Source organism: Streptomyces sp. NPDC008163 (assembly GCF_042956885.1).
Classification (GTDB): Bacteria; Actinomycetota; Actinomycetes; order Streptomycetales; family Streptomycetaceae; genus Streptomyces; species Streptomyces drozdowiczii_A.
Window position 1 is genome coordinate 411,447 of record NZ_JBIBHG010000005.1, and the last position, 14,585, is coordinate 426,031.

General features: G+C 73.9%; 12 protein-coding genes and 1 pseudogene. 5 read left to right on the top strand and 8 right to left on the bottom strand.

Translation table 11 applies throughout. From position 1 onward, the window contains the following. Window positions 1-17 precede the first annotated feature (17 nt). From hmgA to ACFZAT_RS14505, 3 genes are all read left to right on the top strand, one after another. Window positions 18-1,346 carry a homogentisate 1,2-dioxygenase gene (gene hmgA / locus ACFZAT_RS14495; RefSeq protein WP_391264162.1) on the top strand — a complete coding sequence of 443 codons (1,329 nt, stop codon included), beginning with the start codon at window positions 18-20 and terminating at the stop codon, window positions 1,344-1,346. Window positions 1,347-1,374: 28 nt separating this feature from the next. Further along, window positions 1,375-2,175: a UTRA domain-containing protein gene (locus tag ACFZAT_RS14500; protein WP_391264164.1), complete on the top strand. Its 801-nt coding sequence runs from the start codon at window positions 1,375-1,377 to the stop codon at window positions 2,173-2,175. Between the two features lie 66 nt (window positions 2,176-2,241). Continuing rightward, window positions 2,242-3,531, top strand: a complete 1,290-nt coding sequence (locus ACFZAT_RS14505) for a type ISP restriction/modification enzyme (RefSeq protein WP_391264166.1) — start codon at window positions 2,242-2,244, stop codon at window positions 3,529-3,531. On the opposite strand, the gene ACFZAT_RS14510 is transcribed toward ACFZAT_RS14505, so the two are convergent. The 4 genes from ACFZAT_RS14510 to ACFZAT_RS14525 all read right to left on the bottom strand — a co-directional run bounded on the left by ACFZAT_RS14510 (window position 3,492) and on the right by ACFZAT_RS14525 (window position 6,119). After that, on the bottom strand, window positions 3,492-4,154 hold the full coding sequence (locus ACFZAT_RS14510; protein ID WP_391264168.1) for a TetR family transcriptional regulator: 663 nt from the start codon (window positions 4,152-4,154) through the stop codon (window positions 3,492-3,494). The two genes, ACFZAT_RS14505 and ACFZAT_RS14510, sit on opposite strands and share 40 nt — an antisense overlap. 166 nt (window positions 4,155-4,320) lie before the next feature. Beyond that, window positions 4,321-4,584, bottom strand: a complete 264-nt coding sequence (locus ACFZAT_RS14515) for a hypothetical protein (RefSeq protein ID WP_026171590.1) — start codon at window positions 4,582-4,584, stop codon at window positions 4,321-4,323. Window positions 4,585-4,768: 184 nt separating this feature from the next. Next, window positions 4,769-5,551 carry a GDSL-type esterase/lipase family protein gene (locus ACFZAT_RS14520; RefSeq protein WP_391264289.1) on the bottom strand — a complete coding sequence of 261 codons (783 nt, stop codon included), beginning with the start codon at window positions 5,549-5,551 and terminating at the stop codon, window positions 4,769-4,771. A gap of 193 nt (window positions 5,552-5,744) precedes the next feature. Beyond that, entirely contained in the window at window positions 5,745-6,119 is a 375-nt protein-coding gene (locus tag ACFZAT_RS14525) for a GntR family transcriptional regulator (RefSeq protein ID WP_391264170.1), read from the bottom strand. 69 nt (window positions 6,120-6,188) lie between these two features. Here ACFZAT_RS14525 and ACFZAT_RS14530 point away from each other — a divergent pair, with 69 nt between their 5' ends. Both ACFZAT_RS14530 and ACFZAT_RS14535 read left to right on the top strand, forming a co-directional pair. Next, the gene (locus ACFZAT_RS14530; protein WP_391264173.1) at window positions 6,189-7,109 is read left to right on the top strand and encodes a GNAT family N-acetyltransferase; all 921 of its coding nucleotides are present in this window, start codon (window positions 6,189-6,191) and stop codon (window positions 7,107-7,109) included. Continuing rightward, window positions 7,090-7,587 carry a DUF402 domain-containing protein gene (locus ACFZAT_RS14535; protein WP_391264174.1) on the top strand — a complete coding sequence of 166 codons (498 nt, stop codon included), beginning with the start codon at window positions 7,090-7,092 and terminating at the stop codon, window positions 7,585-7,587. The genes ACFZAT_RS14530 and ACFZAT_RS14535 overlap by 20 nt, the downstream gene beginning before the upstream one ends. A 30-nt stretch (window positions 7,588-7,617) precedes the next feature. Here ACFZAT_RS14535 and ACFZAT_RS14540 read toward each other — a convergent pair. The 4 genes and pseudogenes from ACFZAT_RS14540 to ACFZAT_RS14555 all read right to left on the bottom strand — a co-directional run. Beyond that, window positions 7,618-8,694 (bottom strand): annotated as a pseudogene (locus ACFZAT_RS14540) (methyltransferase domain-containing protein); the annotation flags it as partial. Window positions 8,695-8,775: 81 nt separating this feature from the next. Next, on the bottom strand, window positions 8,776-9,669 hold the full coding sequence (locus tag ACFZAT_RS14545; protein WP_391264176.1) for an alpha/beta fold hydrolase: 894 nt from the start codon (window positions 9,667-9,669) through the stop codon (window positions 8,776-8,778). 276 nt (window positions 9,670-9,945) lie between these two features. Continuing rightward, window positions 9,946-10,968: a hypothetical protein gene (locus ACFZAT_RS14550; RefSeq protein ID WP_391264291.1), complete on the bottom strand. Its 1,023-nt coding sequence runs from the start codon at window positions 10,966-10,968 to the stop codon at window positions 9,946-9,948. A gap of 14 nt (window positions 10,969-10,982) precedes the next feature. Continuing rightward, entirely contained in the window at window positions 10,983-14,504 is a 3,522-nt protein-coding gene (locus tag ACFZAT_RS14555) for a DNA polymerase III subunit alpha (RefSeq protein WP_391264178.1), read from the bottom strand. Window positions 14,505-14,585 lie beyond the last annotated feature (81 nt).

Genomic DNA, 14,585 nt, shown 5'->3' on the forward strand with positions numbered 1-14,585 from the left:
TTCGGACGGGAGCGCACATGGGCGGCATCGAGCAGGCGAGGAAGACGGCGGAGGGGCTTGAGTACTCCACCGGTTTCGGGAATCAGCACAGCTCGGAGGCGGTGCCGGGAGCGCTCCCGCACGGGCGCAACTCGCCGCAGCGCGCCCCGTTGGGGCTGTACGCGGAGCAGCTGAGCGGGTCCGCGTTCACCGAGCCCCGCGCCCACAACCACCGCAGCTGGCTGTACCGCATCCGCCCCTCGGCGGCCCACCCCCCGTTCGTCCGCACGGACAACGGCGCGCTGCGCACCGCCCCCTTCACCGAGACCGTGCCCGACCCGAACCGGCTGCGCTGGAACCCGCTCCCCGAGCCCGCGCCCGGTACGGACTTCGTGGCGGGCCTGTGGACCCTCGGCGGCAACGGCGACGCGGCGCAGCGCACCGGCATGGCCGTGCACCTGTACAGCGCCGACACGGCGATGACGGACCGGGTGTTCAGCGACAGCGACGGCGAGCTGCTGATCGTCCCCCAGCACGGCGGTCTGCTGCTGCGCACCGAACTGGGCCTGCTGCGCGCCGAGCCCGGCCATGTCGCCCTGATCCCGCGCGGTGTCCGCTTCCGGGTCGAACTGCTGGACGAGACCGCCCGGGGTTACGTCTGCGAGAACTACGGCCGCCCCTTCACGCTCCCGGACCTCGGCCCGATCGGCGCCAACGGCCTCGCCAACGCTCGGGACTTCCTCGCCCCGGTCGCCGCGTACGAGGACGTGGAGCGCCCGGTCGAGGTGATCAACAAGTACTGCGGCAACCTCTGGACGGCGACCTACGACCACTCCCCGCTCGACGTCGTCGCCTGGCACGGCAACCACGCCCCGTACGTCTACGACCTGCACCGGTTCAATGTCATCGGCTCGATCAGCTACGACCACCCGGACCCGTCGATCTTCACGGTCCTGACCTCGCCCTCGGACACCCCGGGCCTGGCCGGGGTCGACTTCGTGGTGTTCGCGCCGCGCTGGCTGGTCGGCGAGGACACCTTCCGCCCGCCGTACTTCCACCGCAACGTGATGAGCGAGTACATGGGCCTGATCGAGGGCGCGTACGACGCGAAGACGGCCGGAAAGGGCGGCTTCGTGCCCGGCGGCGGCTCGCTGCACAACATGATGTCCGCGCACGGGCCGGACCGGGAGACCTTCGACAAGGCGAGCGCGGCGGAGCTGAAGCCGCAGAAGATCGACGACGGCCTCGCCTTCATGTTCGAGACCCGCTGGCCGGTCACCACGACCGCGCAGGCCACGACGGCGGACCACCTTCAGCAGGGCTACGACGACGTATGGCAGGGTCTGAGCCGCAACTTCAGGCCGTGACGAGCCCTCCCGGGCCCGGCGACGACGCATGCAGGAGGATCAGGTGCCGCAGCCCGCTGCGAACAGCCCCGCGCCCCGGGGCACCGCCTTCGCGCCCGACTCGCTGGTCCTGAACCGCAAGCTGCCGCTGTGGTACCAGGTCTCGCAGTCGCTGCGGGCGTCCATACTGGGCCGCGCCCCGGACGCCACCCTGCGGCTGCCCACCGAGGAGCAGCTCGCGGCGCACTACGGGGTCAGTGTGCTGACCATGCGGCAGGCGCTCAAGGAGCTGGAGGCGGAGGGCCTGATCAGCCGGCACCGGCGGCGCGGCACGTTCATCGAGCCGGACGCCCGCCGGGGCTCCCCGGTCCGGCTGCTCGGCTCGATCGACGCGATCGTGGCCCAGCAGTCGGGCGAGCGCTCCACGCTGCTCGGCCACGGCCCGGTCCCGGTCCCGGGCGAGGTGGCCGAGCACTTCCCGGGCTGCGCGGAGGTCGTCGGCTACCGGCGGCTGCGGTGCGACGGGACGACCGGCGAGCCGACCAACTGGGCGCAGAACTGGGTGCACCCGGAGGTCGCGGCGGACCTGGACGCGGCGGACCTCGACCGGTGGCCGATGACCAAGGTGCTGCGGGACCGGGTCGGCGTCCCGATCTCCCGGATCACCGACACGGTCGAGGCCCGCCTCGCCGACCCGGCCACCGCCGAACTGCTGGGCGTCCCGCTGCTGAGCCCGATCCTCTACTACACGGGCATCACCTACGACGAGGGCGGCCGGGTGGTCGACGTGGCCCGGATCCACTACCGCGGCGACCGGTTCTCGTTCTCGGTGACCGTGGAAGCGCACTGACCGGTGGAAGCGCACTGATCCCGCGCGGGAAGGCGCCCTGACGCCGCCCCCGTCGCCGCCGTTACGATGCCGGGGAAGGCGGCGGGCGCGGCAGGCGGGGAGGACGACACGGTGGCAGCACCGGCAGCGGCCGGGTCCGGCGAGGGCCCGCGCGGCCCCCTCCTGGACGACCTCATGCCCTGGTCGGTCCGGCCGCTGCGCACCGGCCGCACCTGGGTGACCGCCCCGGACGCGGCCTGCCTGCGGGCCCGCTGGGACCGCCTCGTACGGGCCTCGGGCGAGGAGCGCGAGCGGCTGTTCGCCCCGACCCGCGCCCGTACGCAGCAGAGCGCCGTGGCCGCGCTGCCCGGCCGGTCCGGCGCCACCGGCCGCTTCGCCCGGGAGACGGGCCCCTGCCCGGAGCCGGTGCGCGTGCTGCACGGCCCGTACGACGAACAGTGGCTGCTGCCCGACCACCGGCTGATCGATGTGGCCCGGCCCGAGCTCTGGCGGGTCGCCGACGGCCACCAGCTCTTCCTGGTCGAGCACGGCCGGGTGCCGAACGACCCGGGCCCGCCGGTCTCGGTGACCACGCTGCTGCCCGACGGCCACTCCCCGGCCGGCCGCCCCGGCCGGGTCCGCCCGCTGTACCGCCGCCCCGGCGGCCTCGAACCCAACCTCGCCCCGGGCCTGCTCCCCGTACTGCGCGCCCGGTACGGGGCCGCGGTCACCGCCGATTCGGTGCTCGCCTGGATCCTGGCGGCGGCCCGCCCGTCACCGGCCGGCTGCGTGGTCCCGCTCCCGCCGGACGCCGCGCGCTGGGCCGAGGGGGTCGAGCTGGGCCGCGAGCTGCTGCGGCTCCAGCTGCGCGGAGCGCGCGGGGCGGAGCGCCCCCGGCTGCCGGGCGGGCAGCGCCCCTATGTGCGGGCGGCCGTCCCGCCGGTCCCGGCGTCCCTGGCGTACGAGGCCGAGGAGCGGGCGCTCGTGCTGGGCACCGGCCGCGTCTCGCCGGTGCCCGCCGGTGCGTGGGAGTTCCGGGTGAGCGGGGTGCGGGTCCTCGATCTGTGGTTCGAGCGCCGGGCGGCGGCCTGCGGGGCGCCGGGGGCGGAGGCGGTGGGGCTCGACACGGTCCGGCCGCGCGCCTGGCCGCAGGAGTGGACCTCGGAGCTGCTGGACCTGGTGACGCTCCTCGCGCTCCTCGCCGAGCTGCGGCCCCGTCAGGAGGCGCTGGCCGAGGCGCTGGCGGCGGGCCCGGGGAGCGGCGAGGAGGAGCTGCGGGCGGCGGGGGTGCTGCCGGTCGGGGAGGCGGCGCGGCGGCCCGCCTCGGTCCTGGACCATCAGGAGGAGGGGCCGGACGGGCAGTTCGCGCTGCTGTGAGCGGGGGCGCCGGTCCATTCGGCCAGGGCGGCCGGCCGGTCGAGGTTGCCGAGGAGGCGGACGAAGCCCGTCTCCAGGAAGGCGCGGAGCTCGTCCAGGGCGTCCGGCTCGTCCAGCGGCCAGCCGGTGACGGCCTCCTCGGCGAAGGCGAGCCAGGCCCGGGCGGCCAGGGTGAGCCGGGGCGACGGCTCCATTCCGAGGCGGCGCCGGCCCTCCACGACCCGGCGGGCGAGAGTGGTGCGGGTGGCCTCCACGATGTCGCCGGCGGCGGGGTGGCTGCCTGCGGCGCCCCGGACGAGGGCGCGGTAGACCTTGCGGCGCCCGGTCACGTACGCGACGAAACCGGCGATGAACGCGCGCATCCAGGCGACCGGGTCCAGCGAGGAGTCCGGTGCGGTGGCGGCGGCGAAGTCCTCGCACTCCTGGCGCACCACGGACCGGTAGAAGTCGCGTTTCGAGTCGAAGTAGTGGAAGAGCAGGCCGCGCGATATCCCGGCCCGCCGGGCCACGGCATCGGTGGAGAGCTCGTCCAGGGAACAATCGGCGAGCATGTCCACGCCAATCGCCACCAACTGCGCCCTTCGCTCGTCGGGGTGCAGACGCGCGGCTCGCTTCTCGGGCATGGGCACAGTGTAGAAGTAGTTCGGCACCGAATTACCTCGGCACCCAGACGGGCCCGCCGGACACGGCGCGTGACCGGGTGCGGACATGGCGACGCGCCACTGCCGGCTCCGGGGATGACGGAAGAGCGGGCAGCAGCGCGCTGCGCGATTCGGGACCGCGGTCGGGTCAGTGGCGGCTGCCGAAGAGCGAGCGCCGCAGCCGGCGGAGTGGCGCGAAGAGCGACACTCGCGCACTTCTGCTGCGCCGGGTGTGTCCGGCGTCGCGCGAGGTGAGCTCGCGCATCAGCAGCGTCGCTTCCGCCGCCTCGCGCTGCGGCACGACGGGACCGCCCAGCACCGCGAGATGGCGGTCGAGGCGCGAACTCGTCGCGCTGCTCCCGCATGTAATGGCAGGCACGCGCGCCCTGCTGCGCACCGTTATCTGTTCCATGTCACTCCCCACCCGTACGAGGGCACTCGGCCCGGGCAGGTTAACCCTATCGCCTGCCACCGACACTCGTGTATCCCGGGAGCGGGATTGCGCACACATATACGGAGGTTGACGAGGCGTCGGCGAATCTGCCCGATTCCGGGGCGAGTTGACGGGCGCGCCCCTCGCGGGGCGCGCCATCACCCTAGTCGAGCGCGTTCAGGACCGGCAGGTAGCCACCGGACTGCCCGGCGGCGAAGGGGTGGTACGACTCACCGATGTTCAGCCAGTTGAGGCTGTGCAGCCAGGCACTTCCGGAGCAGATCTCGTGCCCGGTGAAGGCGCCGGTGACGTCACCGAAGCTGAATCCGTGGTCGGCGGCACGCTTGGCGGTGGCCGCGTTGAGGTAGTCGGCGGCGCCGTTGATGGCGCCGCGCACCTTGTCGCTCAGTCCGACGACGCAGCTGCCGCCGATCTTGTAGAAGCGCGGGTAGCCGAGCACGACGACGTGGGCGGAGGGGGCCTTGGCCTTGATCGCGTCGTACACCGAGTTCAGCTTGCCGGGCAGCGTGGTGTCCACGTAGCTGCGGGCGGTGGCGATGCGGTTGAGGCAGGTGGACTCCGACTGGAGCACACAGGTCGTCATGACGTCGGAGAAGCCCGCGTCGTTGCCGCCGATGGAGATGGAGACGAGGTCGGTCGAGGAGTTCAGCGGTCCGAGCTGATTGGCGAGCACATCGCCCGTACGCGCCCCGGAGCAGGCCGTGAAGGAGAAGGAGGCGGGCGCGTGGGCGGAGGCCCAGAGGGAGGGATAGGCGAGAGTACTGCGCTTGCAGTCGCCGCTGGAGCTGATGTAACTCCCGGAGCCGACACCCGAGGAGTACGAGTCCCCCAGGGCGACGTAGTCGACGGACGGTGCGGCGTTCGCGGTGGCCGCCCCGGTCAGGGCGATGACGGCGCCGAGCAGGAGCGAGGACGAGAATGCCACAAGTCTGGACAGTTTCACGGATTCTCCCTTGAGCGACCGGCAGGATCTCTGCCTACTCAGTGGTAGCAGCGCGGAGGCCCTTTCCGGAAGTGTTCATGCCAAGTCGAACGGGTGAGCTTTCGCCGACGTGCTCATGACCGGTGGCCCCGTCAACTCATCTCGTGCGCACAGGAGTTACCGCAGAAGTCCGTTCTCAGTCCGTGAAGACGGCGCGCACCGCGTCCTCGGCGAGTTCCAGGGCGCGGGCGCGGGAGAGGCCGAGGCGGCGGGCCTGTTCCGCGTACGTGCGGGCAGCGGCGGCGGCGTTGCGGTCGGCGGTGTCCCCGGCGGCGGCGACGAACGTGCCGTTGCGGCCGCGGGTCTCGATGACGCCGTCCGCCTCCAGTGCGCGGTACGCCTTGGCTACCGTGTTGGCGGCGAGGCCCAGCTCCTCGGCGAAACCGCGTACCGTCGGGAGCCGGTAGCCGACCGGCAGCACGCCGGAGCGGGCCTGTTCGGAGATCTGGGTGCGCAACTGCTCGTACGGGGCGGTGCCGGAGTCCGGGTCCACGGCGATCTTCAGAGTCACGGGCCGATTGTCCCCCACCGGCGGAAAATGGGAGGCGGACGGGTCCGGGGCGCGGATAGCGTCCGGCGCATGACTGTCCTCGTACGCGACTTCCGGCCCGATGACGCCGAGGGGTGGGTGCGGGTGCGGCGCGCCGCCCTCCCGTACATGATCACCACGCCGGAGCAGACCGTCGCCGAGCTCACCGGGGCTCCGGCGGGGCGGCGTTACCGGATGCTGGTCGCCGAGGAGGGCGGCGAGATCATCGGGACTGCGCAGGTGGGCCTCGCCCATGAGAGCCCCGAGCCGGGGCAGGGGTTCTGCAATCCGTACACCCACCCGGAGCACACCGGCCGGGGCGCGGGCACGCTGCTGCTGCGGACCGCCGAGGAGTATCTGGCCCTGGCCGGGGCGAGCGCGGTCTACACCTGGGTCCTGGACGCGCCCGGCAACATGGCGTTCGCCGCGAAGCACGGCTACACACCGAGCCGGCCCGCCCATTTCCTCCATCTGGACCTGGCGAACGGCTCGCTGCCGCCCCGTCAGGAGCTGCCGGCCGGGGTCGAGCTGCGCACGGCGGCCGACTTCGCCGACGATCCGCGCCCGCTCTTCGAGGCGGACGCCGAGGCCACGGCGGACGAGCCCAGCGACACGCCCGCCCGGCTCGACGACTACGCGGAATGGCTCGCGGGGACCTGGCACGACCCCGGTCTCGACCACCACCTCACCTCGGTCGTGCTGGCCGACGGTGAGGTGGCGGCCTTCAGCGCCGCCCGGACCGACGGCGTGAGCCGCTACGGCTCCGCGATGACGGGCACCCGGCGGGCGCACCGGGGCCGCGGCCTCGCCAAGCTCGCGAAGAACGACTCGCTGCACCGGGCGCGCGCCGCCGGGTACACCGACGCCTACACCGGCAACGACGCCGGGAACGGTCCGATGCTGGCGGTCAACCGCTGGTTCGGCTACGAGATCTGTGCCACGGAGGTACGCCATGCCCGCAGGCTCGACTGACAACGGCCCGACCGTCGTCCTGGTCAAGGCCGGGAAGACCAAGATCAGGTACCCCTCGGCCCTGGTCGCCGACGACGGCACCCGGGTGACCGTGCAGGCTCCCTGGGCCGCCCCCGGCGTCCGGGACTTCGGCTTCGTCCGCTTCGAGCCGGGCGATGTCTTCACCGAGCACTACTGGCGGAACGCCTGGTTCGCGGTGAAGGAGGTCCGCACCGGCACGGGCGAACTCAAGGGCTGGTACTGCGATGTGACCCGCCCGGCGGTGCTGCGGGACGGCGAGCTGGTCGTGGAGGACCTGGACCTCGACCTGTGGGTGTCGGCCGACCGCTCGGAGGTCCTGCGCCTGGACGAGGACGAGTTCGCCGCGAGCGGGCTGGCCGGACGCGACCCGGAGGCTGCGGAGGCCGCGCTGGCGGCCCTGGACGAGCTGGAACGCCTGGCCCGCTCGCCGGAGGGCCTGGCCCCTCTGCTGACCTGAGCCTCCGGCCCGTCCTCACCTCTCGCTCATGGGCAGCACCACCGCCCGCCGCTCGCCCTCCGGTTCGTATGCGATGGGGTCGCCGTCCTCGTGCCAGTGGATCAGGAAGCGCTCCCCCGCCCGATAGCCGTCGAGGCCCGCGCGGCAGTACGCGACCATGTCGTCGGGCAGGGCGTCCAGCGGATACCAGGCCAGCTCGGAGCACTTGTCCGGTTCGCGGTTGTACGGGGGCCGGGCGGGGTCGTACGCCGCCTCGAAGAACCAGCCCGTGCGGGGGGCGCCGCCCGGGCCGCGGTGCTGCATGACCAGGGCCGTGCGCGGCTCCGCCGGGTCCAGGGCGAGGCCGATCTCCTCGGCGGCTTCCCGGATCAGCGCCTGCCGCACGTCCTCGCCGTCCTCCACATGGCCGGACGGGGCGTGCAGCAGGCCGTCCGCGTACCCCGTGCCGGACCGGCGGGCGAGCAGGACCTCGGAGCCGCGACGGAGGATCAGGTGCACGTCGATCACCTCGGTGTGACGGTGCGTCCCGCGCACCCCGGCGACCAGCGCGTACCGCTCGTCGTCCACGTCCTTGCCCCAGAGGTCGCGGTCGCCGGAGAGCCGTTCGTGGTGGACGCGCTCGGTGAGCGGGGCGAGCAGCGCGGTGAGGCGTTCGGCGGGGATTCCCGTCCCGTTCCACACGCCCTCCACCAGGACCAGCCTGCCGCCGGGGCGCAGCAGCCCCGCCCAGTGGCGCAGGACGGCCGCCGGGTCGGGCAGCAGCCACACCACGTGCCGGGCGAGGATCACGTCGAACCCGCGGTCGCCGACGGGCGGCCGGGCCGCGTCCCCCACCAGCACCTCGGCGCCCGTGCCGGCCAGCTTGGCGCGGGCCCGCTCGACCATGCGCGGCGAGCTGTCCACAGCGGTGAGCCGGTGGCCCTGCCCGGCCGCGAGCAGGGCGAGGCTCCCCGTACCGCAGCCGAGGTCGAGCACGTCGGCGGGTCCGGCGGGCAGCCAGCTCTCCAGCCGCCGCGCCCAGGCGTCGCGGACCACCGGGTCGAGCAGCCCGTGGTCGGCCTCCTGGTCGAAGGTGTCGGCGAGGGAGTCCCAGTCGGTCGTCGTCATGGTCCGATCGTGCCAGCCGCCACTGACAACGCCCCCTGCCCCGGCGAGAAGGGACCTCGCCGGGGCAGGGGGTGACGGGGTCTAGCCGATGACGGAGGCGCAGTCGGTCGGGCCGGCGTGCGACGGGTCCAGGGCGTTCGCCACCTCGTGGTAGGCGACCCGGTCGATGGTCCCGATCGCCACGTGCTCGGAGAGGTCGACCGGGCACAGGTCCTGGAGCAGGACGTTGCGCACGTCCGGCCCGTCCAGGAACTGGGTCCGGTACGGGGTCACGACCTCGTCGTACCGGGTGGCGATCACGGTGTAGTGGACGCCGGGCACGGTGTCGGGCACGGAGTTGAGCTTCTTGATGAAGGGCGATCCGGCCACCTGGTCGGCGAGTCCGGGCGTACCGGCGTTGAGCAGGTACGCGGCGCCGGGGAAGTACGGCAGGAGCTTGGTCAGGCCGAGCAGCGTGGTGCCGTGGTTGTCGGGGGCGAGCCCGATCATGGCGTTCACCTTGGCCGCGCCGCCGAGGAACTTCAGGTAGTAGTTCGGCATCATGCCGCCCTGCGAGTGGCCCACGATGTCCGCCTTGGCGGCGCCGGTGGAGGCGAGCACCTTGTCGACGAACGTGGCGAGCTGGCCCGCCGACTTGTCGATCGGGCCGAGCCCGTTGAAGACCGGCACGCCGGGCAGCTGGCCGTAGTCCAGCGAGTAGACGCAGTAGCCCCGGTTGACCAGGTAGGGGGCGAGGACGAGCCAGTTGTCGACGGAGTTCCCGAAGGTCCCGTGGACCAGGACGACGGGACGGGGGTGGGCGGCGGAGGGCTTGCAGGAGTAGTCGTTCCAGCCGCGCGAGGTGGCGGCCGTCGCGGCGGCGGGGGCGGCCGCCGCGGTAGCCGTGGGGGTGGCGACCGCTGCGACGGCGAGAAGCAGGGCGGCGAGCGTCCGGCGTGCGCGTGGGGAGCGCGGCGCACGGGTCCAGGGCAGCATCGTGGGGTCTCCTTGCGGCTCAAGGGAGTTGCGATGTCTGTGCACCCTGCGGCCCGGACCACAAGTTTCCGCTGACGTTCTGCGTGCTCATGCCAAATTACGCATGAGTAGGGTTCGCTGGGAAGTTACGCGTCGGTAAAAAGTCCGCGGGGCCGCGGGACGGCGGGGCCACGCTACCGGCACGCGAGCCTCCCGGGGCGCGCGACCGGCCCGCGAGCCGTCCGGAGCACGCGAGCGGCCCACGGGCGTCGGGGCCGCGCGGCCCCCGCGCACCGCTCAGGCCGCCAGTCGCCCCGGCATCACGGCCCGGGGGCCGAACCGCTCGCGCAGCCGGTCCGCGACCGCCTCGATCCGCCGGGCCCGCTCGTCCACCGGGTCGAAGCTCAGCTGCCGGGCCGCCCGTCCGGCCTCGCCCAGCCCCTCCGCACGCAGCCCGATCCCCCGCACCCGGGCCCGCTGCAGGCCGAACGAGTCGTGGATGCGGTACGCGAGCGCGGTGAGCTCCGCGGAGTGCGCGGTCGGTTCGCGGAGGGTACGGCTCCGGGTCAGCGTCGAGTAGCCGGTGCGGTCGGCGTAGCGCACGGAGACCGCGAGCGCGCGGCACACCTGCCCCTCGCCGCGCATCCGCGCCCCCAGCTCCTCGGTGAGCGACATGAGCGCGCGGCGCTGCCGCTCCGGGTCCAGCTCGTCGCGCGGGAAGGTGCGCTCGGCGGCGACCGAGCGGGCGGCGGAGTTCGGCCGGACGGCGGTGCGGTCGATGCCGTGCGCCCGCTCCCACAGGTCGCGCCCGGTCCGCGTCCCGGTGATCCGTTGCAGGGTGCCGAGCGGGGCCGCGGCGATCCGGCCGACGGAGTCGAGCCCGTACCCGCACAGCGTCCGGGCCGTCGCCGCCCCGACGCCGTCCAGCGCGGCGGCCGGCCGGTCCGCGAGGAAGGCGGCCACCCCGTCGGCGGGCACCACGAAGGTCGTCCCGGGCGCCGCCTGCCGCAGCGCCATCCGGGCCAGCATCGGGTTCGGGGCGGCCCCGATCGCGCAGTCCACCCCGTGCAGGGCCAGCGCGCGGACCCGGATCACCGAGGCGAGGCCCGTCACGTCCCGCCCGAAGTAGCGCAGCGCGCCGCGCACATCGGCGAGCGCCCCGTCCGGCGGGGCCGCCTCCACGACCGGGGTGAACGAGCCGAGCAGGGCGAGCAGCCCCGCGTAACCGGCGGCGTCCGGAGGGCCGCCGCCGACTTCACGGAACCGCAGGCAGAGGACATCGGCCCCGGAGGCTTCGGCCGCCCCGGTCATCCCGGTCATCCCGGCCGCCCCGGTCATCCCGCGCTCCCCGGGCTCTGGTGCCACAGCTTCCTGCCGGTGGGCAGCCCTTCCCCCGGCGGCTTGAGGTCGGCCCAGGGGTTCATCTCGTAACCGGTGGGCATCCGGATGCGCCGCCCGCCGCCACCGGGCGGGGCCTCATCCGATGGCGGGTCCTCTCCGGCCTCCGGCTCCGGCACCCGCGCCAGCCGCTCCGCGACCGCGTCGAGTCCGCCGGTGCGCCGGAGCTCTGCCAGCTCCGCCAGATTCCAGGCGGCCGCGCCGACCACGCTCAGGCTGCGCGCCCCGCGCCGCTGCACCACCCCGCGCACAAGGAGCAGCCAGGAGTGGAAGACGGTGTGCGCGCAGGCGGCGTGGCTGTCGTCGAAGAAGGCCAGGTCGACCAGGCCCGTACCGTCGTCCAGGGTGGTGAAGACGACCCGGCGGCCGGAGCGGATGGGCGGGGTCTGGGTTGCCGCCTTGGCGCCCGCGACCAGCACGGTCTCCCCGTGCCTCGCCTCCCGCAGCCGCTTGGCCGAGACCGCGCCGAGCTCCTTGAGGAAGGCGTGGTGATCGCTCATCAGATGGCGCGAGACGTCCATGCTCAGCACGCCCAGCTCGGCGCTGAGCCGTTCCGCCTCATTGAGGTCGGGGAGGCCGACGGAGGCGGTGCGGTGTCCGCCGCCGAGCGGGAGCTGCGCGCCGGAGCCCGCGCCGCGCTGGGCGCGGTGCAGCTCGGACAGATGGAGCAGCAGGTCGCGCCGGTTGGCCCCGAACGCGTCCAGCGCGCCCACCTGGGCGAGCCGTTCGGCGGCCGGCTTTCCCGGGCGGGCCCGCTGCCAGAAGTCCAGCAGCGAGCTGTAGGGCTGGCCGGCCTCGATCCGGGCGACCTCGGCCTCACTGATCCCGTGCACGTCGGAGAGCGCGAGCCGCAGCCCCCAGCGCTCCGCCTCCTCCCCTTCATCAGACACCAGTTCGATTCGATGAGCGGCCGCCGACCGGTTCACGTCCAACGGCAGCACGGGCACCCCGCGCCGCCGGGCGTCGGCGAGCAGCAGCCGCTTCGGGTACATCCCGGGGTCGTGGGTGAGCAGCCCGGCGTAGAAGGCCGCCGGGTGGTGCGCCTTCAGCCAGGCCGACTGGTACGTGGGCACGGCGAAGGCCACCGCGTGCGCCTTGCAGAAGCCGTAGCTGCCGAACGCCTCGATGATCTCCCAGGCGCGCGCGATGACCTCCGCGTCGTACTTGCGCGCCGCCGCGTGCTGGGCGAACCAGACCCTGATCCGGGGCTGGGACTCGGGGTGGGAGAGCCCGCGCCTGACCCGGTCGGCCTCGTCGCGGCCGCAGCCGGTCATGATGTCGACCATCTGGATGATCTGCTCGTGGAAGACCACCACGCCGTACGTCTCGCGCAGCGGGCCCTCCAGGTCGGGGTGCGGATAGCGGACCGGGGCGCGGCCGTGCCGGGCCTCGATGAACGGGCGGACCATGTCCGCGGAGACCGGGCCCGGCCGGAACAGCGAGATGTCGACCACCAGGTCGTGGAAGTCCTCCGGCTGGAGCCTGCCGACCAGATCGCGCTGGCCGGGCGACTCGATCTGGAAGCAGCCCAGCGTCTCGGCCGTCCTGATCAGCTGGTACGTGCGCGGGTCGCCCGGCTCCACGGCGTCCAGGTCCACCTCGCGCCCGGAGGCGCGCTTCACCTCGGCGACCGCGTGCGCCATCGCCGACTGCATCCGTACGCCCAGCACGTCCAGCTTGAGCAGCCCCAGGTGCTCCACGTCCTCCTTGTCGAACTGGGACATCGGGAAGCCCTCGCCGCTGGTGGGCATGACGGGGGTACGGCGCAGCAGCGAGGCGTCCGAGAGGAGGACCCCGCACGGGTGCATGGCGACGCCGCGCGGCAGCGCGTCCAGCGCCTCCACCAGCTCCCACAGCCTCCCGTACGTCTCCCTGGTCCTGGCGACCTCGCGCAGCTCGGGCAGTTCCTCCATGGCCGCGCGGGCGTCGCGGGCCCGGATGTGCGGGAACGCCTTGGCGAGCCGGTCGGTCTCGGCCGGGTTCATGGAGAGCGCGGCGCCGACGTCGCGGATGGCGTGGCGCACCCGGTAGGTCTCGGGCATGGCGACGGTGGCGACCCGCTCGGCGCCGAAGCGGTCGATGATCGCGCGGTAGACGTCGAGGCGGCGGGCCGACTCCACGTCGATGTCGATGTCGGGCAGCACGAAGCGGCGCTTGGACAGGAAGCGCTCCATCAGCAGCCCGTGCTCGACCGGGTCGGCGTGGGCGATGCCCAGGAGGTGGTTGACCAGCGAACCGGCCCCGGAGCCCCGGGCGGCCACCCGCACCTTCATCGCGCGTACGTCGTCCACCACCTGGGCGACCGTCAGGAAGTACGAGGCGAAGCCGTGGTGGGCGATGATGTCCAGCTCGTGGTGCATCCGGTCCCAGTACCCGGGCCTGCGGTCGTAGCCGCGCAGCACCATGCCGGCGGCGGCGCGGGAGGCCAGCACCCGCTGGGCGGTGCGCCGGTCCGCGCCGACGAGGCCGGGTTCGGGGAAGTGGACGGAGCCGATTCCGATGTCACCCCCGGGGTCCACCACGCACGCCTCGGCGGTGTGCCGGGTCTCCGCGAGCAGCCGCGCCCCGGCACCGGCGCCGAGCCCGGCGGCGGAGGTGATCCGATCGGCGGCCTCCGTCATCGCGCGGGCGTCCTTGAGCCAGCGCTCGCCGCTGTCGAGGGGGGCGCGGCGCGGGTCGACGGGGACGAGCCGGCGGGCGGCGTCGAGCACGTCGGCGACCAAACCCTGCCCCGGGTCGGCGTACCGGACGGCGTTGGTCAGCACGGCCCGTACGCCCTGCTCGGCGGCGAGGCCGACGGTACGGGCGGCGAGCCGCAGCGAACCGGGCCCGGTGCCGGTCCGCCCGTGGTGGACGGCTTCGAGGCGCAGGCCGTCGCCGTACAGCTCGCGCCAGGGGGCGAGGAGGGCGGCGGCCAGGTCGGGGCGGCCCGCCGACAGGGCGCGGCCCACGTCGGAGGCGGGGCCGAGCAGCACGGTGAGCCCTTCGGCGGGCAGGGCGAGCCGGCCGACCAGAGGCCGGCCGCCCTCGGGGACGGCGGCGTGGGCGGCGGTGACCAGACGGCACAGCTCGGCCCAGCCCAGGGCGCCGTCACGGGCGAGGAAGGTGACCCGGGGTGCCGATTCATCGACAAAGACACCCCCTCGGGCCGGGGTGCGGGGGCGCCGGGCGGGCCCGTCCTCCGCCACCGGCCCCACCGCGAGGTCCGCCCCGAACAGGGGGCGCACCCGCTCCCGCTCGCAGGCCCGGGCGAACCGGACCGCTCCGGCCAGGGTGTCGCGGTCGGTCAGCGCGAGGGCGTCCAGGCCGCGCTCGGCGGCGCGCTCCGCCAGCCGCTCCGGGTGCGAGGCCCCGTACCGCAGGGAGAACCCGGAGGCGGTATGCAGATGCGTGAACCCTGGCACCTGCACCTCCTGAACCGATTCGTACGCGCTGGCCACCCCCTCGCTCTCCACCATAAACCAAGTTTCGAACACTCGTACGATACTCGCTGCCCGCCCGGTCTCCCCCGGTCACGCGCCCCTCCGCTTCCGCCGTTC

Bases quoted from the DNA above. Each gene is read 5' to 3' on its own strand.
- ACFZAT_RS14545 (WP_391264176.1), bottom strand. From the start codon at position 9,669: ATGCTGCCCTGGACCCGTGCGCCGCGCTCCCCACGCGCACGCCGGACG.
- hmgA (WP_391264162.1), top strand. From the start codon at position 18: ATGGGCGGCATCGAGCAGGCGAGGAAGACGGCGGAGGGGCTTGAGTAC.
- ACFZAT_RS14530 (WP_391264173.1), top strand. From the start codon at position 6,189: ATGACTGTCCTCGTACGCGACTTCCGGCCCGATGACGCCGAGGGGTGG.
- ACFZAT_RS14500 (WP_391264164.1), top strand. From the start codon at position 1,375: ATGCAGGAGGATCAGGTGCCGCAGCCCGCTGCGAACAGCCCCGCGCCC.
- ACFZAT_RS14505 (WP_391264166.1), top strand. From the start codon at position 2,242: ATGCCGGGGAAGGCGGCGGGCGCGGCAGGCGGGGAGGACGACACGGTG.
- ACFZAT_RS14550 (WP_391264291.1), bottom strand. From the start codon at position 10,968: ATGACCGGGATGACCGGGGCGGCCGAAGCCTCCGGGGCCGATGTCCTC.
- ACFZAT_RS14515 (WP_026171590.1), bottom strand. From the start codon at position 4,584: ATGGAACAGATAACGGTGCGCAGCAGGGCGCGCGTGCCTGCCATTACA.
- ACFZAT_RS14555 (WP_391264178.1), bottom strand. From the start codon at position 14,504: ATGGTGGAGAGCGAGGGGGTGGCCAGCGCGTACGAATCGGTTCAGGAG.
- ACFZAT_RS14510 (WP_391264168.1), bottom strand. From the start codon at position 4,154: ATGCCCGAGAAGCGAGCCGCGCGTCTGCACCCCGACGAGCGAAGGGCG.
- ACFZAT_RS14535 (WP_391264174.1), top strand. From the start codon at position 7,090: ATGCCCGCAGGCTCGACTGACAACGGCCCGACCGTCGTCCTGGTCAAG.